Annotated in this window: 24 protein-coding genes; 10 read left to right on the top strand and 14 right to left on the bottom strand. The window is 69.2% G+C overall.

Going from position 1 to position 22,240, the window contains the following annotated elements; translation table 11 throughout:
* A partial coding sequence (locus QQJ79_RS01235; RefSeq protein WP_284220258.1) for a HAMP domain-containing protein occupies positions 1-1,294 on the bottom strand: 1,294 nt, incomplete at its 3' end.
* Positions 1,291-1,908 (bottom strand): cupredoxin domain-containing protein, encoded by a 618-nt coding sequence (locus tag QQJ79_RS01230; RefSeq protein ID WP_284220256.1) that lies wholly within the window; start codon positions 1,906-1,908, stop codon positions 1,291-1,293. The genes QQJ79_RS01235 and QQJ79_RS01230, both read right to left, overlap by 4 nt.
* A 164-nt stretch (positions 1,909-2,072) precedes the next feature.
* Here QQJ79_RS01230 and QQJ79_RS01225 point away from each other — a divergent pair, with 164 nt between their 5' ends.
* The 5 genes from QQJ79_RS01225 (at position 2,073) to QQJ79_RS01205 (ending at position 7,099) form a co-directional block, all read left to right on the top strand.
* Positions 2,073-2,960 carry a DUF3034 family protein gene (locus QQJ79_RS01225; protein WP_284220254.1) on the top strand — a complete coding sequence of 296 codons (888 nt, stop codon included), beginning with the start codon at positions 2,073-2,075 and terminating at the stop codon, positions 2,958-2,960.
* A complete protein-coding gene (locus QQJ79_RS01220; protein ID WP_284220252.1) occupies positions 2,960-3,466 on the top strand; it encodes a group I truncated hemoglobin in 507 nt (168 codons plus the stop codon). Before QQJ79_RS01225 ends, QQJ79_RS01220 begins: the two co-directional genes overlap by 1 nt.
* 120 nt (positions 3,467-3,586) lie before the next feature.
* The gene (locus QQJ79_RS01215) at positions 3,587-5,890 is read left to right on the top strand and encodes a TonB-dependent receptor (protein WP_284220250.1); all 2,304 of its coding nucleotides are present in this window, start codon (positions 3,587-3,589) and stop codon (positions 5,888-5,890) included.
* Positions 5,891-5,897: 7 nt separating this feature from the next.
* Positions 5,898-6,575: a Fe2+-dependent dioxygenase gene (locus QQJ79_RS01210; protein ID WP_284220248.1), complete on the top strand. Its 678-nt coding sequence runs from the start codon at positions 5,898-5,900 to the stop codon at positions 6,573-6,575.
* 38 nt (positions 6,576-6,613) lie between these two features.
* Complete coding sequence (locus QQJ79_RS01205) at positions 6,614-7,099, top strand: GNAT family N-acetyltransferase (protein ID WP_284220246.1); 486 nt, start codon at positions 6,614-6,616, stop codon at positions 7,097-7,099.
* Positions 7,100-7,105: 6 nt separating this feature from the next.
* Here the strand turns inward: QQJ79_RS01205 and QQJ79_RS01200 are convergent, their stop codons facing one another.
* The 7 genes from QQJ79_RS01200 to QQJ79_RS01170 all read right to left on the bottom strand — a co-directional run bounded on the left by QQJ79_RS01200 (position 7,106) and on the right by QQJ79_RS01170 (position 14,760).
* Positions 7,106-8,479: a sulfite reductase subunit alpha gene (locus QQJ79_RS01200; protein ID WP_284220244.1), complete on the bottom strand. Its 1,374-nt coding sequence runs from the start codon at positions 8,477-8,479 to the stop codon at positions 7,106-7,108.
* Positions 8,476-9,414, bottom strand: coding sequence for an FAD:protein FMN transferase (locus QQJ79_RS01195; RefSeq protein WP_284220242.1), 939 nt, complete (start codon positions 9,412-9,414; stop codon positions 8,476-8,478). The genes QQJ79_RS01200 and QQJ79_RS01195 overlap by 4 nt, the downstream gene beginning before the upstream one ends.
* Before the next feature lie 158 nt (positions 9,415-9,572).
* The gene (locus tag QQJ79_RS01190) at positions 9,573-10,373 is read right to left on the bottom strand and encodes a DUF4198 domain-containing protein (RefSeq protein WP_284220239.1); all 801 of its coding nucleotides are present in this window, start codon (positions 10,371-10,373) and stop codon (positions 9,573-9,575) included.
* A gap of 12 nt (positions 10,374-10,385) precedes the next feature.
* Entirely contained in the window at positions 10,386-10,898 is a 513-nt protein-coding gene (locus QQJ79_RS01185; protein WP_284220237.1) for a DUF2271 domain-containing protein, read from the bottom strand.
* A 9-nt stretch (positions 10,899-10,907) separates the two neighbouring features.
* A complete protein-coding gene (locus tag QQJ79_RS01180; protein ID WP_284220235.1) occupies positions 10,908-11,570 on the bottom strand; it encodes a PepSY-associated TM helix domain-containing protein in 663 nt (220 codons plus the stop codon).
* Positions 11,571-11,644: 74 nt separating this feature from the next.
* Positions 11,645-13,261: an ATP-binding protein gene (locus tag QQJ79_RS01175; protein WP_284220234.1), complete on the bottom strand. Its 1,617-nt coding sequence runs from the start codon at positions 13,259-13,261 to the stop codon at positions 11,645-11,647.
* 89 nt (positions 13,262-13,350) lie between these two features.
* Positions 13,351-14,760, bottom strand: coding sequence for a UDP-N-acetylmuramate--L-alanine ligase (locus QQJ79_RS01170; protein ID WP_284220232.1), 1,410 nt, complete (start codon positions 14,758-14,760; stop codon positions 13,351-13,353).
* 17 nt (positions 14,761-14,777) lie between these two features.
* Here QQJ79_RS01170 and QQJ79_RS01165 point away from each other — a divergent pair, with 17 nt between their 5' ends.
* Together QQJ79_RS01165 and QQJ79_RS01160 are read left to right on the top strand one after the other, a co-directional pair.
* Positions 14,778-15,650: an LD-carboxypeptidase gene (locus tag QQJ79_RS01165; RefSeq protein ID WP_284220230.1), complete on the top strand. Its 873-nt coding sequence runs from the start codon at positions 14,778-14,780 to the stop codon at positions 15,648-15,650.
* Between the two features lie 275 nt (positions 15,651-15,925).
* Entirely contained in the window at positions 15,926-16,873 is a 948-nt protein-coding gene (locus QQJ79_RS01160; protein ID WP_284220229.1) for a pepsin/retropepsin-like aspartic protease family protein, read from the top strand.
* Positions 16,874-16,876: 3 nt separating this feature from the next.
* Here the strand turns inward: QQJ79_RS01160 and ypfJ are convergent, their stop codons facing one another.
* The 4 genes from ypfJ to QQJ79_RS01140 form a co-directional block, all read right to left on the bottom strand.
* A complete protein-coding gene (gene ypfJ, locus QQJ79_RS01155) occupies positions 16,877-17,722 on the bottom strand; it encodes a KPN_02809 family neutral zinc metallopeptidase (RefSeq protein WP_284220228.1) in 846 nt (281 codons plus the stop codon).
* Between the two features lie 95 nt (positions 17,723-17,817).
* Positions 17,818-18,204 (bottom strand): hypothetical protein, encoded by a 387-nt coding sequence (locus QQJ79_RS01150; RefSeq protein ID WP_284220226.1) that lies wholly within the window; start codon positions 18,202-18,204, stop codon positions 17,818-17,820.
* Between the two features lie 44 nt (positions 18,205-18,248).
* On the bottom strand, positions 18,249-18,905 hold the full coding sequence (locus tag QQJ79_RS01145; RefSeq protein ID WP_431307559.1) for a class I SAM-dependent methyltransferase: 657 nt from the start codon (positions 18,903-18,905) through the stop codon (positions 18,249-18,251).
* Complete coding sequence (locus QQJ79_RS01140) at positions 18,902-19,837, bottom strand: fatty acid desaturase family protein (RefSeq protein WP_284220224.1); 936 nt, start codon at positions 19,835-19,837, stop codon at positions 18,902-18,904. Before QQJ79_RS01140 ends, QQJ79_RS01145 begins: the two co-directional genes overlap by 4 nt.
* Before the next feature lie 161 nt (positions 19,838-19,998).
* On the opposite strand from QQJ79_RS01140, the gene QQJ79_RS01135 reads away from it, so the two are divergent.
* Genes QQJ79_RS01135 through QQJ79_RS01125 form a run of 3 tightly spaced genes read left to right on the top strand, consistent with a single transcriptional unit; the run spans position 19,999 to position 21,579 of the window.
* Positions 19,999-20,403 (top strand): hypothetical protein, encoded by a 405-nt coding sequence (locus tag QQJ79_RS01135; protein WP_284220222.1) that lies wholly within the window; start codon positions 19,999-20,001, stop codon positions 20,401-20,403.
* Positions 20,403-20,600, top strand: a complete 198-nt coding sequence (locus tag QQJ79_RS01130; RefSeq protein ID WP_284220220.1) for a helix-turn-helix transcriptional regulator — start codon at positions 20,403-20,405, stop codon at positions 20,598-20,600. The genes QQJ79_RS01135 and QQJ79_RS01130 overlap by 1 nt, the downstream gene beginning before the upstream one ends.
* 34 nt (positions 20,601-20,634) lie before the next feature.
* The gene (locus QQJ79_RS01125; RefSeq protein WP_284220216.1) at positions 20,635-21,579 is read left to right on the top strand and encodes an alpha/beta fold hydrolase; all 945 of its coding nucleotides are present in this window, start codon (positions 20,635-20,637) and stop codon (positions 21,577-21,579) included.
* On the opposite strand, the gene QQJ79_RS01120 is transcribed toward QQJ79_RS01125, so the two are convergent.
* Entirely contained in the window at positions 21,555-22,115 is a 561-nt protein-coding gene (locus QQJ79_RS01120; RefSeq protein WP_284220214.1) for a hypothetical protein, read from the bottom strand. The genes QQJ79_RS01125 and QQJ79_RS01120 overlap by 25 nt on opposite strands.
* Positions 22,116-22,240 lie beyond the last annotated feature (125 nt).

Genomic DNA, 22,240 nt, shown 5'->3' with positions numbered 1-22,240 from the left:
CCAGGCGAGCGGCGGCGGCCACGGCCTCGGTCTCGTCCGCGGCGACGATCACGAGGCCGAGGGCTCCAGCGCCCACGCGGGCCATCGGGGCGCCGTCGGCAAGGGCGGACAGCCGGCCGCCGAGCGCCGCCAGAAGCCGGGCCATGGAATCATAGCCGATGGCGTTGCGGACCACCTCGAAGCGGTCGACGCCAAACAGAACCACCCAGGCGTCGGCCTGGGCGCCGGCCTGACGTTCCAGCGACAGGCGGTTGGGCAGGCCGGTTTCCTGATCGTGCAGGGCCATGTGGGTGAGTCTGGCCTCGCGGTCCCTGAGGTCCCCGACCATGGCGTTGAAACTGGCGGCGAGGCGGCCGATCTCATCGTTGGAGGTCACCGGGGCCTCGACATATTCGCCCTGCTGCAGCCGGTGCACGGCCTCGTCGAGGGCGCTGATCGGACGGGTCAGGCCGCGCGAAAGGGACCAGGTCCCGCCCATCAACAGGGCGAGGCCGGCGGCGCCGATGGCGGCCAGCCACCAGAACAGGGCTTCATAGGGCCGCATGGCGCGCTTCAATGGGTAGGTCAGAACCAGATCGGCGGGGGCCGTCGCGTCGAAACTCGGCAGGGGGCGATCCAGACGCATGGAGGGGCCGTCGGGTGTCTGGACGGTGATCGGCCCATCGAGTCTTTCGCCCGCGTCGCGGTTGAGCACCACGGCGGCCGACAGGGGAATGGCCGACAGCTGTTCCAGATTGCGCATCTGGGCCGCGTCCAGCCGCTCCGCGAACACGACCCAGCCGATCAGGATCGGGGCGTTCACGGGGGCGGCGACGACCTGGAAGGCCTGACCGTCGATGGCGAGGACGCCCGATTCGATCTGGCCGGACTCCAAGCCGTTGAACAGCCGGTCGAGGGCGGCGTCGTCAAGGACCAGACCCGTCGCTGTCGCATGGCCGTCGATCCCGAGGATCAGGGCGCCGTCAACGCCTTGCCGGGCGCGCAGGTTGTCGAGGGCGGAGCGGACCGTGGCCTCGTCATTGGTGGCGACGGCCTCGCGGAATCCGTAGTCCTGGGCCAGGACGCCCGCGCCTTGCTGAAGCTGGCTGGAGCGCGCGCTCCAGAGCTGGCTGTAGACGGCGCCGGCGGCGGTCATTTCGTCCCGCACCACGCGCCGGGCGCTGTTGGTCACGGCGGTGACGACGGCGAGGGCGGCGAGCAGCAGGGCGAGGCCGAACAGGCCCATATAGACGACGGTGAGCCGGGTCCGCAGGTTGCGGAAACGGACCAGGCTGACGAGGCGCGTCGCGCTCACCGGACGGCCGCCCGGGCGCTGAAATCGCCGCTGACGGTGCTGCGGCCGGGCGCGACGGCGATGGTCAGGGGCCGTGAAATCTCATTGCCGCGGCCGGCGAGCCGGGGATGCCAGACGCGAAGGGTGGCGGCCCCGGCGGGGATGGCCCGCAGGATTGCGTCGCCGCTGGCGGGAGTCTTGGCCGCCCAGGGCGTGTTCACCACCTTGATATAGGCCAGCATCTGATCGTGGATGTTGCAGCCGAGAGCGGCCACGCCGACGGCGGCGAAGGTGTGGGAGCGGCTCTCGTCTCGCCCGTAAAGCTGGAGTTCGAACCGGTTGCCGCGCGAGAAGGAATAGACGTGGTGGCGGACCCGATCGAGGTTGGGGAAGGAGACGGTTCCCCCCACCGGCACGACCAGGACATAGGGCTGGAACTGGATGTCCTGCTGAGTCATTCGCAACGGCCAGGCGAAGCGGATGGGGCCGCGAGGCACGCCGGCGGCGGGATGTACGGTCACCACCGCGTCCTGCACGGGTCGCCCGGCGGCGTCGCGCACGCTGACGGTCAGGTCGCCGGCTATCGCCGGGGAGCAGAACGCAAGCACGGCGAGAAGGGCGAACAGAACACGCATCGATCAAGGTGTACGAAAGCAAGATGAAATCGAGGTAAACCGGTGGACAGTCCGACCAACGCCCTTTCCGGCGGGTCGGGCGCCCGGCTTCCTGCTGGTTTCATGCTCGCTTAACCACGCCTCCCTATCGGTTTGACTTCGAGACGGTGGACCGGGTGAGGGCGATGAGGAACGGGACAATTCTGGCGGCGGCCATGCTCGCTTCGGCGATAGCGGGCGTTGCGCAGGCCCAGTCCCTGATCCCGGACTCGCGGACTGGCGGCAAGCTTCTGCTGACCGGCGGGGTCTCGACCATCGAGGGATCGGGCGGCGGAGGGCTGTCCACCTGGGCGACCATCACGGGCTATGGCGAGGAGGACGGGATCGGCGGCAACGCCCACGTCACCCTCGTCGACCTGCCCGACTATCAGTTCCGCACCGCGGGCGTGGCGGTCGGCCTGTGGGACCGGGTCGAGCTGTCGGCGGCGCGACAGGCGTTCGACACGGGCGACACGGGCGCCCTGCTGGGCCTGGGACAGGGGTTCACCTTCACACAGGACGTGATCGGGGTGAAGATCCGGCTGACCGGCGACGCGGTCTATGACCAGGACACCTGGGTCCCCCAGATCGCGATCGGCCTTCAGCACAAGACCAACGATCAGGGCGCGATCATCGCCGCCGTCGGGGGGCAGGATGATCAGGGCACGGACTTCTACATCGCGGCGTCGAAACTGTTTCTGGCCGAGAGCGTGCTGGTCAGCGGCGCGGTGCGCTGGACCAACGCCAACCAGACCGGCCTGCTGGGCTTCGGCGGCGACGCCAATGACGACCATGAGGCCCAGTTCGAAGGGTCTGTCGGCTGGCTGCTGAGCCGCAATCTTGTGGTCGGCGCCGAATACCGGACCAAGCCGGACAACCTGTCCTTCGCCGCCGAGGACGACTGGTTCGACATCTATGCGGCCTGGGCGCTCAACAAGCATCTGTCGGTCACGGCGGCCTGGGCGGATCTGGGCTCGATCGCCACCTTCGACGACCAGCGCGGCCTCTACCTCTCCCTACAGGCGGGCTTCTGATGATCCGCAAAATGACCCTGACCCTGGCCGCCGCCGCTGCGGCCTTCGCACTTCCGGCCATGGCCCAGGACCCCGCGCATCGGCCGGGCGAGGAGGCGGTCGATCCGTATATCGTCGCCGAAGCCAACGCCGGCGTCGCCCCGTTCGAGGGCACGGAGATGCTCGAGGCCTTCCATGGGCGTGAGGGTTCGGACCGGATCGTCGACGGCATGCTGGATCGGTCGGTCGCCGACGCCCGGATCGCGGAAATCTTCGTCGCGACCGACATGGTCCGGTTGCGCCGGACCCTGAAGGAGCAGTTCTGCTACATCCTCAACGGAGGCTGCGCCTACACGGGCCGGTCGATGCAGGACGCGCACGACGACATCGGCCTGCAGCCCGCTGACATGGGCGCGCTGGTCGAGCACCTGCAGGACGCGATGGATGCGGAGGGGGTTCCATTTCGCACCCAGAACCGCTTCCTGGCCAAGCTCGCCCCGATGCGGCGGGATGTCGTCACGCGGTAACAGGCGTCCGTACCCCGCCAGCCGCAAAGATTTTTGCGAATGTGTCGCAAATTCAATTGCGACGACCGGTGAAGGTGCTATTGCGAGCTAATCGCACTTTGCTCCCTTCCGGATACGCCCATGACCTCCGCCGAAGCCCTTCGGGCCCTCCTGTTCGCCTCCAGCGCCGCTGGCATGCTGATGGCCGGGCCGGCGTTGGCGGAGCCGGGGCCGGACGGCGAACCGCAGGACGCCAAGACGCTGGAGACCGTCACGGTCGACGGCCGGCCCGTCCGGCGCGAACCGCGATCGCCGGAGTTCGTCGCCCCTCTGGTCGACACGCCCCGCTCGGTGACCATCATTCCGCAGCAGATCATCGAGCAGACGGCGGCGACGTCGCTGCAGGACATCCTGCGCACCTCGCCGGGCATCACCTTCGGGGCGGGCGAGGGCGGCCAGCCGCTGGCCGACCGGCCCTTCATCCGCGGCCAGTCGTCGGGCAACAACGTCTTCGTCGACGGCATACGCGACTCCGGCGGCCAGCAGCGCGAGGTGTTCAACCTCGAACAGGTCGAGGTCGTGAAGGGGCCGGACTCCGTCTATTCCGGCCGCGGTTCCGGCGGCGGCAGCATCAACCTCGGCTCCAAGGCGCCGCGCCTGACGGACTTCACCCGCTTCGGTCTGGGCGTCGGGACGGACGGCTATTTCCGCGGGACGATCGACCAGAACTGGAGCCTGGGCGAGACGGCCGGCCTGCGGCTGAATCTGATGGGCGCCGAAGGCGATGTGCCCGGCCGGGATTCGGTGGACTACGATAAATGGGGCCTGGGCCTGTCGCTGGCGGCCGGTCTTGGGACGCAGACGACCGGGACGTTCAGCTACTATCACCTGACGTCGAACCAGATGCCCGACTACGGCATCCCGCTGTTCACCAAGATCGGGGTGCGCACAACGCCCGGCGGCATCCTCGACGTGCCCCATGAGAGCTTCTACGGCCTCGATGACCGGGACTATCTGGTCAATACGGTCGACGCCTTCACCGCCGACTTCACGCACCGGTTCAGCGACACCCTGACCCTGCGCAATGTCACCCGCTGGTCCGAGACGCTGAACGACTACATCGTCACCAATCCCGGCGACGGCGGCGCGGCGCAGTTCGTGGCGGGCGAATGGTGGATGAAGCGCGCCACCAAGTCGCGCTGGAACCCGGTCACCACCATCGCCAATGTCACCGACCTGAGCGGGACCTTCGACACCGGCGCTGTGAACCACGCGTTCGACCTCGGGCTGGAGCTCAGCAGCGAGAAGAACCTCAATGCGACGTATTCGACCTTCACGACCTCGGGCGCGGCCTGCCCGGCAGGCTTCGTCATGTCGGCGGCCAATCTGAACAACCTCGGCGCCGGAGACTGCGCCCGCGTCTATTCTCCGTCCACGGATGACAGCTGGAGCGGCGTGATCAATCGCGGCCCGGTCAGCAGCAACGACAGCGACAGCATCGGCGTCTACGCCCTGGACAGCATATCGCTGACCGACCGCCTGATCCTCAATCTCGGGGTGCGCTGGGACCAGTTCGGGGTCGAGGGCGTCAACGGGACGGCGGCGACGATCGGCGGTTTCACCCAGGTTGGCGGCGTCTGGAATCCGGCCACCTACTCACCGGTGGCGCGCAGCGAGTGGGACTTCGTGAACTACCAGGTCGGCCTGGTGTTCAAGCCGACCTCCGACTCCAGCGTCTATGTCTCATACGCAACCGCCTCGACGCCGCCGACCATCTCAGCGGGCGACCAGAATACGAGCGGTGGGACGGGTACGATCGCCGGCGTCGTAACCGTGCTCGACCCGGAAGAGACGACCAACTGGGAGATCGGGGCCAAGGCCAATCTGTTCGGGGACCGGCTGGCCCTGTCGGCGGCCGCTTTCATGTTGAAGCGCGAGAACGCGGCCATTCAGGTCTCGCCCGGCGTCTTCGAACAGGCCGGCGAGGCCGAGGTGCGGGGTGTCGAACTGGGCGTGTCGGGCAATATCACCCGCGAATGGCAGGTGTTCGGCGGCTACACCTGGATGGACAGCGAACTGGTGGCCGGCGCCTATAACAACGTCAATGTCGGCGATCCTCTGGCCAATACGCCCGAACATTCGTTCAGCCTGTTCACGACCTGGCGCGTGATTCCGAGCCTGAGCGTCGGCGGCGGCCTCTACCATGTCTCCGACAGTTTCGGCGGCAACCAGGGCGGTGCCGGGGGCGGGGCCAACCGGATCTATGCTCCGGCGCATACGCGCGTCGATCTGTTCGCCTCGTACGACATCAGCGAGACGGCCAGCCTGCAGCTGAATGTCCAGAACGCGAGCGACGAGGCCTACATCCTGCGCACCAACGGCGTGCACCATGCCGATGTCGCGCCGGGACGACAGGCCATCCTGACGCTGAATCTGAGGTACTGATCCGGCCATGCTGCTTCACATCCCCGGCGTCTTCACCAAGGATGAGGTCGCGACCCTGCGATCGCGGCTGGACGCCGGGCCGTGGGTCGACGGCAATGTCACCTCGGGCCATCAGTCGGCGACCGCCAAGGTCAACCGGCAACTGCCCGAGGACTCGGCCGAGGCGCATGAAGTGGGCGCGCTGGTCACCCAGGCGTTGCAGGCCAATCCGATGTTCGTCTCGGCCGCCCTGCCGCACACGATCTTTCCGCCGCTGTTCAACGCCTATGAGGGCGGCGAACGGTTCGACGTCCACGTCGACAACGCCATCCGCCAGCGCGGGTCAGTGCGGATCCGCAGCGACCTGTCGGCCACGCTGTTCCTGTCAGAGCCGGAGGACTACGACGGCGGCGAACTGATCATCGAGGAGATGTACGGGCCCCAGTCCGTCAAGCTGCCGGCAGGCGATCTGGTGCTCTATCCGTCGAAAAGCCTGCACCGGGTGACGCCGGTGACGCGGGGGCGGCGGGTCGGCAGCTTCTTCTGGATGCAGAGTCTGATCCGCGACGACGCCGATCGCGAGACCCTGTTCCGGCTCGATGTGGCGATCCAGCGGGTCAGCGCGGAAAAGGGTCCGAAGGATACGGCGGTGCTGGAGTTGACGGCCGTCTATCACAACCTGATGCGACGCTGGGCCGAGGTCTGAGTATTGCCCGCAAATGGACGGTGTGAGAGACGCGGCCCATGTTGATCCGTCCCGCCCATGACGCCGATTGGCCCGCGATCTGGGCCGTGATGGAGCCCACGATCCGCGAGGGGGAGACCTATGCGCTGGATCGGGCCATGACGCGTGAACAGGCCCGGGTCTGGTGGATGGCGCCGGGCCATGAGGTCAGCGTGGCGGAGGCGGACGGCGAGGTGCTGGGGACCTGCTTCCTGCGACCCAACCAGCCGGGGCCGGGCGGCCATATCGGCAACTGCGGCTATATGGTCGCGCCCTCGGCCTTCGGTCGCGGCGTGGCCCGCGCCCTGTGCCAACACACTCAGGATCGGGCGCGCGAACGCGGTTTCCGGGCGCTGCAATTCAATTTCGTGGTCTCGACCAATGCCCGCGCCGTGGCGACCTGGGAGGGAATGGGCTTTCACATCGCGGGCGTGATGCCGGGCGCCTTCCGGCGTCCGAACGGCGACTATGTGGACGCCTTTATGATGTTCAAGGCGCTGGTCTGAGGCGGCTCAGTAAACGTCCCGGCGATAGCGACCGCTTTCGGTGAGCGACAGCAGGGCGTCCGCGCCAAGGGCGGCTTCCAGCGCCTCATGCACACCCTTCGACATGCCTTCCAGGCTGCCGCAGACGAGGATCGCCGCGCCGCGGTCGACCCAGGCGGTCAGGTCCGCGGCATGTTCGGCGATCAGGGCCTGGACATAGCGGCCGTCTCCGGCGTCGCGGGAGAAGACCCGGTCGAGGCGGGTGAGGGCGCCGGACGCCAGAGCGGCCTGCAGCTCGGTGTCGAGGAAGGCGTCATGGGCGCGGGTGCGCTCGCCGAACATCAGCCAGGTCTGGCCGGTCGTCTGTCCCGCGCGGGCTTTCCAGTGGGCGCGCAGGCCAGCCAGTCCGGTGCCGTTGCCGATCAGGATCAGCGGCGTTTCCGGCGACGGGCCGTGGAAGCTGCGGTTGGTGCGGATGCGCATCCCCACTTCGTCGCCGATCGCGAGGTCGCGCGTCAGCCAGCCAGAGGCCAGTCCGGGCGTCCCGTCCGGGCGATGCATCAGGCGGACGATGAACTCGGCGCGGCCGTCGGCGGGCAGGGAGGCCACCGAATACTCCCGGCTGCCGGGCGCTGGCTGGCGTTCGGTCGTCGGCAGGCCGATCTCGGCGATGTCGCCGGCGACCCAGGCCGGCGCATGACCGAGGGGCTCGAACGCCATCATCCAGGCCTCTCCGCCGGGGCTGCCGGGGTTCAGATGGGTGCGCTCAACCAGACGCCAGCGATCGAAGGCCGGCGGGGTCCAGTCCGCCTGGACGGTGGAGCCGGTCAGGAGGCCCAGCTGGTGCTGCCAGTGGCGGACGGCGCCGGCATCACCGTCATCGACCTCGACCCGGTCGAACAGGGGCGCGGCGCCCGAGCGATGCAGCCAGCCGTCCAGCGACCGGCCGAAGCCGCAGAAGTCGGCATAGGTCCGGTCGCCGAGCGCGAGCAGGCCGTAGGACAGGCCGGTGAGATCGGCCGGCGCCGTCATCGACTGGCGCACGAAGCGCGACAGGGCGTCCGGGGCGTCGCCCTCGCCGGTGGTGGAGGCGACGATGAGGACGCATCGGGCGGCCTTGAGTTCGGACAGGTCCAGGTCGCCCAGCGGAGCCACCCGGGCGGTGGTTCCCGCATCGGACAGACTGCGGGCCGTCATCCACGCCAGTTCCTCGGCCAGCCCGGTCTGGCTGGCGAAGGCGACGAGGACGGCGGGAGCGTCTCCGGCCGGCGCCAGGGCGGCCGAACGGGCGGCGGCGGCCCGACGGGCGCGGGCCCGCGACAACTGCACGAGGGCGATGGTCGCCAACCAGAGGCCGACGGCCACAGCGGCCCACAGCCAGCGGACCGGATCGGTGGTCACGCGCCCTCGGACAGCATGGCGGTGAAGGCAGGGGTGACGGTTTCGATCATGCCGCCTTCGGTGCGCACGACGAAGGCGGCGGCGATGTTCATGGCGGCGGCGTAGGCCGGTCCCTCTTCGGGGCCCATGACGGTCAGGGCGGTGGCCATGGCGTCGGCGTACATCGCCGTCTCGGCCAAGACGGTGACGGAGGCGACGCCGTTCTCGACGGGGCGGCCGGTGCGACCGTCGATGGTGTGGCTGTAGGTCTGGCTATAGACCTCGTAGCGGCGGATCCAGTCGCCCGAGGTGGCGCAGGCGAGATCGAACAGGGCGGCCACCGCGCGGGGTCCCGGAGCGCCGGGCGCCTGTTGCAGTTCCGCCCACCAGGGCATGAAGTCAGGCTTGACGCCGGCGCCGCGCAGTTCGCCGCCGATCTCGACCAGATGATGGGTGGCGCCCATGCCGGTCAGCCGTTCGGAGACGCGATCGACAGCGTGACCCTTGGCGATGCCGGACAGGTCCAGTTTGACGCCGCCCAGCTGTTGCACCGCGCGGGCCTCGCGATTGAAGCGGACGATGCCCCAGCCTGACAGGGCGCGGGCGGCCTCGACCTCTTCCTCGAAGGGCACGGTCGGGCCGGTTCCGAAGCCGTTGAGCGGGCGCGGGCCGGGCGGGCCGAACCCCCATAGATCGACCAGCGTCCCCAGCGCCGGATCGACCGCGCCATTGGTGTCGTCGGCCAGGTCCATGGCCTTGTTGAGCAGGTCCCAGAACGGTTCGGACACCGCCCAGAATCCGGGCGGGGCGGCGTTGAGGCGCGACAGCTCGGACCTGGGGTCCCAGTGGCTGAACAGGGCGATGATCCGGGCCAGCTCATCCTCGATCGCCGACTGGAAGGCGGCGCGATCGAGAGCCGGCGGCGGAATCAGCCGCACGGACCAGGTCGTGCCCATGGTCTCGCCGGCGAAGTCCCAGATGTGGGAGCCCGGCGGCGGAGACGGCTTGCGGCCGTGCGTCGGAATCAGGACGCGATTGTCAGGACGCGGCGCGGCATCCCCGCCCACGACGAGCGGGGGCGGGACGACGCCGGTCGGTCCGGAACCGTGATCCGTCAGGGCAGGACTTCCACGACGCCGTTGTACTGGGCGGTGTAGGCCAGCTGGTCGCCCGCCGCGGCGCCGCGGACCGAGGCGTTCATCCAGTACATGCCGGGCTCGGGCCAGGTGACGGTGAAGGCGCCGTCGGCGCCGGTGGTGACCGTCATCTCTCCGGGGTTGTCCCGGTAGCGCGTGCCGCCACGAGCGATGGTGACCTCAAGGCCGGCCGCAGGCTGGCCGTCGCGCACCAGTTTGAAGGTGGCGGGCTCGCCGGCGACCAGATCGTTCGGGTGGCTGACCGGAACCAGTTCGATGCCTTCGCCCGTCGGGGCCAGGGCGGTGGTCGACGGCTCGCCGAGGGTGACGAAGGTCTCGATGCGGCTGGCGCTGCGGGTGGCGACCACCTCGGTGGCGTCCGCCGGAATGTTTGCGGCCATGTCGGCCTCGGCGCCGCGCCAGCGCTTTTGCTCGCCGCCCTGTTTGTAGCTGACGATCACCCCGCCCATGACGTTGGCCACGCGATAGGTGCCTGCCTGCGTCAGGTGGGCGTCGAAGGTGGAGCGGTAGCGGGCCCGGTGCAGATTCTCGGGCGCGAGGGTCGAGCCGTCCGGCGCGGTGATGATCAGGCCGGCCAGGTTCATGGGGGCGTGGTCGGCGATGAAGACCCCGTTGGACATGCCGGCGTCGAAGCCGACCCAGGCGTCGGTGCCGGACAGCACGGTCGCGGTGGGGGCGAGCCAGGCGCGGTGCGCCTGGGCGGACATTGGCAGGGCCAGGGTGGCGAGGGCGGCGAGGATGGCGAGGGACTTCTTCATGGCAGACTTCCTCTAGCGGGTGACGGTGACGCTGACGGCGCCGAGTTCGGTGGAGCCCGCGGCGCGGGCGGTGTTGGCGGCGCCCCAGCGGAAGGGCACCCGCACGGCCTCGCGTCCGCCCAGTTCGCGGGCGGCCTCGACGACCATGACATAGTCGCCGGCGGGCAGGTTCGAGAGGCGCGCGCCGGGCACGGTGAAGGCGTGGCGGCCGGGGGCCTTGGTGGCGCTGGAGACGCCGTCGGCCGGCAACGTCAGGGCGCGGCCGCCGCGGCGCCACCAGGTGCGCATGTCCTTGAGCCAGTCCTTGCCGTCGCCTTCCTGATTGGCGGTCTGCTGGTACCAGACGGCCAGGGTCCGCACGGCGGTGTTGTCGGGCCGCTCGATCCACACGGCGACATAGGGCCGGTGATAGGACGCCCCGGACACGCGCGGAATCTCCACCGAGACCGTGAGGTCGGCGGCCAGGGCGGGCGCGGCGGCCGTGCTGAGGGCGGCGGCGGAGAGGGCGAGGGAAAGCTTACGCATGGCGGCTCGTCAGTGAATGAACAGGAGGGCGATGACGACGGGTATCAACAGGCCGAGGCCCAGCAGCGGCCAGGTCGATGGGCGCTGGCGGGCGTGCAGCCAGGTCAGGCCGAAGCCGGTGACGGCGAAGACGACGCAGGCGACGGCGAAGACGTCGATGAACCAGTACCAGACCACGCCGGTGTTGCGGCCCTTGTGCAGGTCGTTGATCCAGGCGACCCAGCCGCGCGTGGTGCGTTCGCGCAGGGCGTCGCCGGTGGCGCGGTCGATGGTCAGCCAGCCGTCGCCGCCCGGCTCGGCCAGGGCGACATAGATTTCCTCCGCCGTGGTCTCGGTGGGACGGCCCGCGATCTGGATCTTGAAGGTTTCGGAGGCCCAGCGGGCGACGGCGTCGGGGACGGGGTCGGTGGTTTCCGCCGGAAAGTCGGCGAGGCGGGCGAGCAGGGGGGCGGGCAGAGCGCCGGTTTGCTCGACCGTGACCGGCTCCGCCGGAATCTGGGCGGCGTGATTGAGGGTGATCCCTGTCACGGCGAACAGCAGCAGGCCTGTGAGGCTGAGGGCCGCCGAGATCCAGTGCCACTGGTGCAGTTGCTTGAGCCAGAACGACCGCGTGGCGTTGAGCGCTGTCTTCGGCGCCCTGGAGGGCTTTGCTGCGGGAGGGGCGTCGGTCACCTCCGGCTTGTGCCGAAGTTGCGAACGATTTGCAATAGGTGTGGTTGGAGCTTGGCCCGCGATCCACCCTGGGCTCAAGCGGCTTCGGTCAACGCCGTCGTCTGGAGCGGCGTTCGGCCCATGACCAGGCGGATGGCGTTGAGCAGGGCGTCGGGCTGGATGGGCTTTTGCGCGACGCCGTCCATCCCGGCCGCCAGATACTCAGCTTCATCGCGGGGATCGGCGTTGGCGGTGAGGGCCAGGATCGGGATGTCGGCCACCGGTCCAGACAGACCCCGGATCAGTCGGGTGGTCTGGACCCCATCCATGACGGGCATTTTGATATCCATCAGGACCAGGTCGAAAGCCCCTGTCTGGACGCGTTCGATCGCCTCGCGTCCGCCCTCGACGGCTTCGGCGCTGCAGCCGAACAGTTCGAGCACCTTGCCGGCGACGAAGCGATTGGTGGCGTTGTCGTCCACGATCAGGACATGCAGGGTCGTGTGGGCGGTGGGTTCGGCCATCCGCGTGGCGGCGGCCCGCATCTCGCGGCTCGCGCCGGGCAGGGTCAGGGTGAACCGGAAGCGCGCGCCGCCCTGTGGCGACCGCTCGACCGCGATGGAGCCGCTCATCAGTTCGACGATCTGGCGGCAGATGGCCAGACCGAGGCCGGCGCCCGCGCCTTCACGGCCGGCGTGGCCCGTGTTGAACGGGTCGAATATGGTTCCGGCCGCGTCCTCCGGCACGCCCGGACCGCTGTCGTCCACGGTGGCGGTAAGGGTGATCTGGCCATCCCTGTCGCGGCTGGCGATGTGAACGGCCACCTCACCGGCCTCGGTGAATTTCAGGGCGTTGCCGATCAGGTTGTTGAACAGTTGTTTGAGCCGCATCTCGTCGCCGGCCACCCAGTCATGACCGGCCGTGTCCTGAGTGACGGTCAAGGTCAGGCTCTTCTCCTGGGCGCGAGGACTCCACAGGGCCTTGAGGTCGGCGGCGACGGAGTCGAGATGGACCGGCGCCGTCTCGAACGTCATCAGCCCCGCCTCGGCGCGGGACATATCCAGAGCGTCCGTCAGCAGTCGCAACAGGCTCTGGCCGGAATCCAGAATGGTCCGGGCGTAGGGGCGCATGGCCTCCTGGGTGAGTTCGCGCTCCATCAGGGCGGCGACGCCCAGGACGCCGTTCAGCGGCGTACGGATTTCGTGGCTCATGACCGCGAGGAATTCGGACTTGGCGCGGCTGGAGGCCCGGGCCTCCGCTTCGGCCCTGGCGAGGTCGCGGGCGAGTGCGCTCATGGCGTCGGCCCGGCGCCGGTGGATGGCGTTTCCGGCCTGCAGCACGTGCACGCCGGCGCCGACGCCGACATAGAGGCCGGCGGAGGTCACCACGAAGCCGTTGAGCAGGCCGCCCAGATTGGCGTCGTCCATCGACTGGAACAGGGTTTCGGCGTCGGCGGCGGCGTCGAGGATGCGCGGCGCGGTGTCCATGAAGGTTGCGGCCGGGCGTTTGGCGTACAGGGCGCGCCCGAACTCGGCCGCCATCTTGAGCGTGAAGGCGTTGCGCTCGATCAGGCCGACCGGTCGCCGTTCGTCGTCGATCACAGCGATAATCAGGGTGTCCGGCTCGCTCTGGAAGCGGTCGAAAACGTCCGCGCCGGGCGTGTCCGGGCCGATCGGCGCCGCAGCACTCGCAAAGTCACCGATCCTGGCCATTCACCACTCCCGCCTGACTCCGGGAATAGGCGGCTGCCCTTAACGCCAGCTTTTCCGGGCGTGAATGTTTTCTGAAATTCTCTTGAATATCAGTCTGTAAGCGGACGAGTAAGCCGGTCGAGGAGCGTCGCTGCGAAGACGGACAGGGTGTCGTCCCGGGCGCCCATGACGATGATCCGGTCGCCGGGGCGGGCCAGGTCGATCAGCCGGTCGCCGCAGGCCTCGCGGGTGGGCAGGGCCTCGGCGTTGCGGCCGGCGGCGCGGACGCCCGAGGCGATGTCCTCGCTGCCGACGGACCGGTCGGTGGTGCCGCCGAAATAGACCGGTTCGGGCATCAGGAGGACGTCGTCCCCGCGCATCAGACCGGCGAAGCCGTCGATGAACTCGGCCTGCATCAGTCGAAGGGGGCCGAAGCCGTGCGGCTGGAACAGGATCAGCAGCCGGCCGTCGAAGGCGTGCAGCGTCTTCAGGGTGGCGGCGATCTTGTCCGGGTTGTGGGCGAAGTCATCGATGACGGTGACGCCGTTGGCGGCGCCGACCACCTCCATGCGGCGGCGGATGCCGGCGAAGGTCTCGAGGGCCCCGACGGCGTCGACCAGCGGCACGCCGACGGCCCGCACGGCGCCGAGGGCGGCGAGGGCGTTGGCGACATTGTGGGCGCCGGGGACGTTCAGGGTCACCGCATGCTTCGTCCCACCGAGCTCCGTCAGGCTGAAGCGCATGCCGGTCGGCAGGGGTTCGAGATCGTGCGCGTTGAGGGTGGCTGACTCCTCGCCCAGCGCAAAGGTGATCACCCTGTTGGCGGGCAGGGACTGGGCGAGGGCCTGGGTCTCGACATTGTCGAGGTTGAGCACGGCCTTCGCCGCCCGACCGGTGAAGCCGCCGAACAGGTCGCGGAGCTCCTCCATCGACTTGTGGTCCAGCGAGATGTTGGAGACCACGGCGACCGTGGGATTGTAGCGGGCGATGGAGCCGTCGGACTCATCGACCTCGGAGACGAACTGGTCGGGGTCGCCGATCAGGGCGCTGGCGAACGGATGGTCGGCGTCGGCGAAATTCTTCATCACCGCGCCATTCATGACCGTCGGCTGGCGGCCGGTCCGGTGGAGGATCCAGGCGATCATGCCGGTGATGGTCGACTTGCCGCTGGTTCCGGCGACGCCGATCGAAACCGGGGCGGCGTTGAACAGTTGGGACAGCAGTTCCGGCCGGGTGACGATCCGGGCGCCGGCGCGCTTCGCTGCGCCGATGTCGGGCACCGTGTCCTCGATGGCGCCGGTGGCCACCACCGTCTGATCCGCGCGCGAGACGCCCGACCCGTCCTGCGGATGCAGGGTCACGCCGTGGGCTTCAAGCCATGCGAATTTCTCGGGCGTGCGGCCCTGATCGCGGGACCGGTCGGAACCCTCGATACGGCCGCCGCGCGCCTGGACGATCATCGCCAGCGGGAGCATTCCCGAGCCGCCGATGCCGCAGAAGAAATAGTCGTCTTGATTCATGAGGGCGAAACCGGGGAATGTCCGGCGGCCTGACTAGCACGGGCGAGGCTGGAGGCCAGCGGCTCAGCATGAAGATCGGCATCGTCAACGCCAGTTCGCGCTTCAACAAGGCGCGCGCCGAGGCCGTCCTGGCCTGGTTCGCCGCCAATTTTCCGGACGGCTCGGTCACGGCGAGCTTTCACCCGGCCAGCTTCGGCAAGCACGGCCATTTCGGCGGCGACGACGCCAGCCGGGCCAATGCGTTCGCGGAATACGCCAATGATCCGCGGCTGGACGCGGTCTGGTTCGCCCGGGGCGGCTATGGGTCGTGTCGGATCGCCGAGGCCGTGCTGCCGCGGCTGACGGCGGTCGCGCGCAAAAAGCGGTATCTGGGCTATTCGGACGCGGGCAGCATCCTGGCCCTGCTCTACAAGGCCGGCTTCCCGCATGTCGCGCACGGACCCATGGCCTCGGACGCGGTGCGCAACGACCCCACGGCCTGGCGCGCGCTGAATTGGCTGAGGTCGGGCGATCCGACGTCGTGGGAGCCGTCGCTGGCGGAAGATCCTCGACCGGCGGTCGCCTTCAATCTCAGCATTCTGGACGCCCTCGTCGGGACGGCGCTGGAGCCCGACCTGACCGGCCATGTGCTGATGCTGGAGGACGTGTCCGAGCCAATGTACCGGATCGACCGGATGATGTTCCACCTGACCGGTCAGGCTTCGATCCGCAAGGTGGCGGGCATCCGGATGGGGCGGGTGTCCGACATCGTCGAGAACGATCCCGACTTCGGCCTGACCGCGGAAGAGATTTGCCGCTACTGGTGCGAACGGTCGGGCATTTCGTATCTCGGGACCGCCGATATCGGCCATGATCGCCACAACAAGGTGGTTCCCTTCGGCCACAGGTAGCCGCGGATCGGTTCGCGCAAACGGCGAAGCCTGTCGACTCTCCCTCAGATGCCGCGCCAGATGCGTTCAGATGGGGCTTAAGTGGTTGTTAACCATGAGTTCGCGGAGCCTTGGGGGGTAGGGCGTCCGCGGTGGCGGTCTGGACGGCGTCGGGGGGCGCTGACCGGACCGCCAGCCATCGGCCCGTGATCGAGCCGGACGCGGCCGTAAGCCTGAGCCGGCGCGACCACGGCGACGCTGGCGCGGGCGGCGGGCAAGCGCCATCTTCGGCGGGCATGAACCGCCGCTCCCTTCTGATCCGCACCGCAGGACTGGCCGCCGTCGTCGGCGGAGCCTGGTGGGCGCGTGAGACCCTGCTCTGGCCGAAGCCGACGCTGGCCTATGTCGAGAGCGGCGCCACGCCTTGGCTGGCCTATGCGCGGAACGCGCTGGTGCCGACGGTGCGGGTCAGGCTGGGGGGCCTCGAAGTGGTCGCCCTGATCGACAGCGGGGCCCAGTATTCGGTGATCGACCGGGCGCTGGTCGCGGCGCTGCCGTCGGCAGGCCGGTCGCTGTTCGACATGCCGCTGGTGGCCTATGGCGTCGGCGGCGGGGCGCAGGTGGGGCGCGGGACGACGCTGGCCGTCGACCTGCCCGGCCTGTCCATTCGTGGTTTGCGGGCGGCCATTCTCGATCTCGGGCCGCTGGCGTCCAGGGAAGGGCTGCATACGCCGCTGATCCTGGGACAGGACGTGCTGGGCGAGGCGGTGCTGGCGCTGGACCCGCGCCGGCGGCACGCGCGGCTGGTGCGGCGCGAGGCCTTCGTCCGCCCGCCGGATCTGGCCCCGGCGATCGTGCGACGCCAGGGCGGGTCGCTGGTCACCGAGGTGATGGTCGAGGACTCGGCGGTTGAGGCCGTGGTCGACACCGGCGCTTCGGCCCTCCTCGGGCTGAGCCGCGAGGCGGCGAGCGGCGCGGGACTGCTGGACGGCCGGCCGCAGGGGAGAGGGGTCAGTCTGGTGCTGGGCGGCGCTCTGCGTTCGGCCACCGTTGAGGCGCGGACGGTGACCTTTGCGGACCATCTGTACCGCCGCGTATCGGTCGGCGTGTTCGACCAGCCGCCTCTGCCGAACTTCCCCGGCGGGCTGGTCGGGATGGAGGCGTTCAACGGCCGGCGCGTGGCCATGGATCTCGGCGCCGGCGCGTTGTTCGTGTCGCGTCCGCTGGACCTGACGGTGGGCTAGGCCCTACAGGGTCTGGAAGGTATCGCAGGCCGCCGGGTCGCCCGCTTCATAGCCCCGCCGCAGCCATTCGACCCGCTGGGCCGAGGAGCCGTGGGTGAAGCCGTCGGGCTGGACGCGCCCGCCCTGGCGGCGCTGCAGGGTGTCGTCGCCGATGGCCGAGGCCGTCTGCATGCCGGCCTCCAGATCGCCGGCCTCCAGCGCGACTTCGCCGTTCGAGGCGGCGGCCGCATTGCGGGCCCAGACGCCGGCGTAGCAGTCGGCCTGCAGCTCCAGCGCGACGGAATAGCGGTTGGCCTCGGCCTGGCCGGAGGCGCGCTGCTGGGCCGTGCGCACCTGTTCCGAGAGGCCGGTCAGGGTCTGGATGTGATGGCCGTATTCATGGGCGATGACATAGGCGCGGGCGAAGTCGGCGCTGGACGCGCCCAGATCGGTTTCGAGTTGCGACCAGAAGGAGAGGTCGAGGTATACATGACGATCCGTCGGGCAGTAGAACGGTCCCATCGCCGCCTGGCCGAAGCCGCAGCCCGTCGAGGTGCCCTGTTCGTACAGGGTGACAGTCGGGGGCTGATAGCCCTGGATCTTGGTCTTCCAGACATCGTCGATATTGGTTCCGACGACATCCACGAAGGCGCCGGCCTGGTCGGTCGGGCTGCCGGCTCTGCCTTCGGAGACGCCGGCGCCGCCGAACTGGCTGGCCAGCTGGGTGGTCGTCTGGGGGTCGATGCCGAAGACGAAATAGCCGATCGCTGCCAGAACGACGGTCCCGAGCCCGCCTCCGATCATCGCGCCGCCGCCCATGCCGCGCCGGTCGTCGATGTTGCCGCCGCGTCGTCCACCCTGCCACCGCATGATCGTTCTCCCTCAGCCCTGATGTTCAAGCTAGGCCGGAACGCAGGACGAGGGGAAGGGATGCAGCCTGAAAGGCGAACTCTGTTCGGCGGTTCTCAGTCGCGGGGGCGATCCAGCCAGGCGTCGATCTGACCCACATTTGACGCTGCGGCGGCGCGACGTCCGGAGGCCGACTGGCGCAAGGCCCGTTCTTCCTCCGGTGAGCGCAGGGCGCGGGGGGCCGGCGGCTGAATCGGCTCGGGCAGGCGCGCGGCCTCGATCTGCTGGCGGTTGAGACGGGTCTCGATCTCCAGCTGCCGGGCGAAGGCCTCGCGCTGTTCGGCCTGGGCGCGGAGCCGGTCCATTTCGAGGCGGTGCTGGTCGGCCTGATAGCGGTGCGGGTCGATGGCGAGGGCGCCGGGCCGCGGCTGCCACGTCTGGGCCTGCGCGGCGGCGGGCGCGGCAAGCAGGACGAGGGCGAGGAGAACCCGAAGGGCGGTCATGGGTCGAAGATGGCGCCTGTTGCGCCGACCTCCAAGCGTGGCCGTCAGCAGTCCGGGGCCAGGGTCCAGACGCGGGTCCGCTTGACGGCGCTGTCCTCAAGCTCGCGCGTGGTCGGGACGCTGTATTCCGCCAGCAGGTCGAAGCCCGACTTCGGGAAATAGGTCCGCAGGGGATCGCCGACGAGGACGCGCGTTCCCCGCTCAGCGGCGCACGTCAGCCAGGCCTGGACCCGGCCGGCCATCGGCTGTTCGTAGAACACGTCGCCGGCGCAGATGACCTCGACCTCGGGCGGCGCTGCGTCCAGCAGGTCGGCGTCGATGAATTCCAGCGTCACGCCGTTGGCTGCGGCGTTGAGCGCCACGGCGGAGCCGCAGAACGGGTCGATGTCGGCGCACAGCACCGAGGTCGCGCCCGCCTGCATGGCGGCGATGCCGACCAGACCCGAACCGGCGGCGAGGTCGAGCACCCGCTTCCCGGCGACCTCGGCGGGATTGTCCAGCAGCCAGCGCGCCAGGCCCTGACCGCCTGCCCAGGCGAAGGCCCAGAACGGCGGGGGCAGGCCCATCTCGCCCAATTCCTCCTCGGTCAGCCGCCAGATCGGCGTGACCTCGTCCGCCAGCCACAGCGAAATCTCCGGCGCGTGCGGCACGGGCTGGAGGCGGGTGTTGGCGAGGATGAAGGCCGTGGGGTCGGAGATCACGCCCTGGCCGATGCCTTGCCGAGGACGTCCAGATAGCCGCTCGCGACCTCCATCCGCCCTCCCTGCGGTCTCGCCCGCACCGCCCGGTGCAGGGCGGGGAGCTTCCAGCAAGGGACGTGCATGAACAGGTGGTGCTCGGCGTGAAAATTGACCCAGTAGGGCGCGATGAAGGCGCGCTCCCACCACGAAGCGCGCGTGGTGCGGGCGGCGCGGAACGGGTCGGTGGACGATCCCTCGACGCAGGCGTGTTCGGCGATGTTCCTCAGCCGGGTGACCATGGGGAACCAGGTCGCCATGGGCAGCAGCCACAGGACGAAATACGCCCACCAGACGCCGCCGAGCGTCAGGCCCAGCAGCAGGGCGGCGTTGACCAGCAGGAAGGGCGCGACGCTGCGACCGGTGACCACGGCGCCCTGCGCCACGTCTTCATCGCGCCGTGAGGCGAAGGCCCTGAAGGCGAACAGGACGCGCTGCTTGAAGAAGGTCTGGCCCGTCAGGTCGCGGAGGATCTTGCGGCGCAGGGACTCGCGGGTGACGGGGAAGGGCGCGGAGAGGACCAGGTCGGGATCTTCGGGCTGCTGGGCGTATTTGTGATGGGCCAGATGATAGGGACGGTAGGCGGTCAGCGAGGCCCCGACCGGGACCGCGCACAGCCAGTGGCCGAGGAAGTCGTTCAGCCGCCCGTTCGGGGACAGACCCCCGTGCGCGGCCTCATGCATCAGGATGGCCAGACCGAGCTGACGTGTGCCGATGACGGCGACGCTCAGGGGGATCAGGATCGGCCAGAGCACGCCGGCCGCGATGGCCAGGGCGATGACGCCCCAGCAGTGCAGGACCAGCAGTGGACCGATCCAGGGCGAGCGCGTCTGGAACGGCGCCCAGTCGTCGGGCGTGAACAGGTCGGACGGCCGTATGCGGGGCGCGGCGGGCATGGCTCATGATACGCCCTGTCGGACACGATCCAAAGCGCAGCCTGTTCCCGGGCGGCGGAGCCGCCAAAGCTTGTGAGTCACGCGAACCCGACAAAAAGTCAGGTTGACATGACAATTTCCTGATGTAAGGTAGGCCTTACTTCAAGTCAGGGACGCCTTCCATGCTCGCTCTCGGAAAATCCGCCTCGTCGGCGCACAAACGCTATGTCCTCCGGACAATGGCCTTCATGTCCGGCTATGTGGCGGTCAATGTGGCCGCGATCTTCGGCGCCTTTGACGACATCGCCTCGCCGGCTGCCGCGTGGGCCCTCGCCCTGACCGTGTCGGCGCCCGTGGTCGGGCAGATCTGGGCGACGTTGGCGCTGATGCGCGAGTCGGACGAGTTCGTACGCGCCGTCGTCGCCAAACAGTTCATCCTGGCGTCCGGTCTGGCGATGGCTGTCGCCAGCGTCTGGGGGTTCGGCGAGAGCTACGCCGACGCGCCGCACATCCCGGCCTGGATCATCTATCCGTTGTTCTGGGCCTGTTTCGGCCTGATCGCACCCTTCGTGAAGTCGTCGAACTGATGAAGAACCGCCTCAAACTTCTGCGCGTCGAGCGCGGCTGGACCCAGGAACAGCTGGGCCAGGCGCTGGGCGTCTCACGCCAGGCCGTCAACGCCCTGGAGACCGAGAAGCACGATCCGTCGCTGGACCTCGCCTATCGCATCGCGGTGCTGTTCGCGCGGCCGGTGGAAGAGATTTTCGACAATCCGCATGCCTGACCGGGCGTCAGGATAACCTTACAGGAAGACTGCCATGATGTTCATGTCCCGCTACGGCGGCGGCCGCCTGCTGCGCGCCTTCGCCCTCGCCTCCGCCGTGGTCCTGGGCGTGGGAGCGATCGCCTTTGCGGTCCGGGCCGGGCCGGTCCCCGCGGTCGCCCAGGCCGCCTTTGTCTCCGACCGCCTGTCGGTCGAGGTCGTCGGGTCGGGGCCCGACGTGATTCTGATCCCGGGATTCGCCTCGTCGCGGGAAGTGTGGCGGGCCGAGGCGGAGCGGCTGAAATCGACACGCCGGGTGCATCTGGCGCAGCTGGCCGGCTTCGCGGGCGAGCCGTGGGCGCACGGCGACGGACCGTTCGTGCAGCCGATGGCCGATGAACTGGCGCGCTACATTCGCGAGCAAGGGCTGGTGCGGCCGATCGTCGTCGGACATTCCATGGGCGGGATGACCGCCGTGCTGCTGGCCCAGCAGCATCCGGACCTGGTCGGTCGGGTCATGAGCGTCGACAGCCTGCCATTCTTCAGCGCCCTGTTCGGGCCGCAGGTCACGGCTGAGACGGCGCGTCCGTTCGCCGATCAGGCGGCGGCCGGCATCCTGGCGGCGGACGAGGCCGGCTTCCGCGCCGGTCAGGTGCAGGGCGCCCCTGGCCTGGCCCGCGATGCGGCGACGCGCGCCGCCATGGTCGAATGGTCGATGAGGTCAGACCGGCGGGCGATGGCCGCCGCCATCCGCGAAGTAATGACGACCGATCTGAGGCCCGGGCTGGGGGCGATGACGACGCCGGTCTGGGCCGTCTACGCCGCCGACGCGGAGGGCGGGGCGCCGGCGGCGATGGCCGACGCCCTGTGGGGCCGCGAGTACGCGGGCCTGCCCGGCGTGCGGCTGATCCGGGTCGACGGCAGCCGGCATTTCATCATGGCGGATCAGCCGGCGCGGTTCGCCGAACTGATGGATCAGTTGTTGGCGGAGCCGTTCTGAGGCGCCGGCGCGACCGCCGCGACATTGCCGGGCAGCTGGCAGCGGCTGAGGACATTGTTGTGCGTCACCTCATATCCTTCCGCCGGAATGTCGAGGCAGTCGACCCACTGGAGCGGCGAGGTGTCGGAGACGACGAGCCCGCCGCCCTCGCTGCAGTTGACCTCGACGAAGGGGGCGAAGGCGTTGGAGCGGGCGACCACCGCCGCGTCGAGGACCTGGCAGACGAACCCGGCGCGACGGATCACCCGTTCGGCGTACTGGAGCGTCTCGGTCCGGTTCATGTCATCGCGGAAGCCGCGATCCCCGCCGCGACGGCCGCGGTTCATCTCGCGGCGTGAGCTTTCGATGCGGGTCGGGGTCGTGGCGTCCAGACCGAGAGCGCCCGCGGCCCGGGTCCCCTCGATGCCGAAGGTTTCGACATGGCCGTTCGGCGTGAAACTCCCCGGGACCGAATAACTCTGCGCGAGGACGGGTGTGGCGGCGAAGGCGACGGCCGTGGCGGCCGAGGCGATGAGGATGTGGGACAGGCGAAACATGGGCGGTCTCCTCCAGCGGGTATGACATCCCCGGTCACGGCGGACTGGCCTACAGGTTCATCAGAGTACGACGGTCAGCGTGGAGCGGAAGATGGTGACGGCAATGGTGAATTCATTCGCACTTT

The organism is Brevundimonas denitrificans (genome assembly GCF_030160755.1).
Classification (GTDB): domain Bacteria; phylum Pseudomonadota; class Alphaproteobacteria; order Caulobacterales; family Caulobacteraceae; genus Brevundimonas; species Brevundimonas denitrificans.
This window is presented reverse-complemented; position numbering and strand designations above follow the sequence as displayed.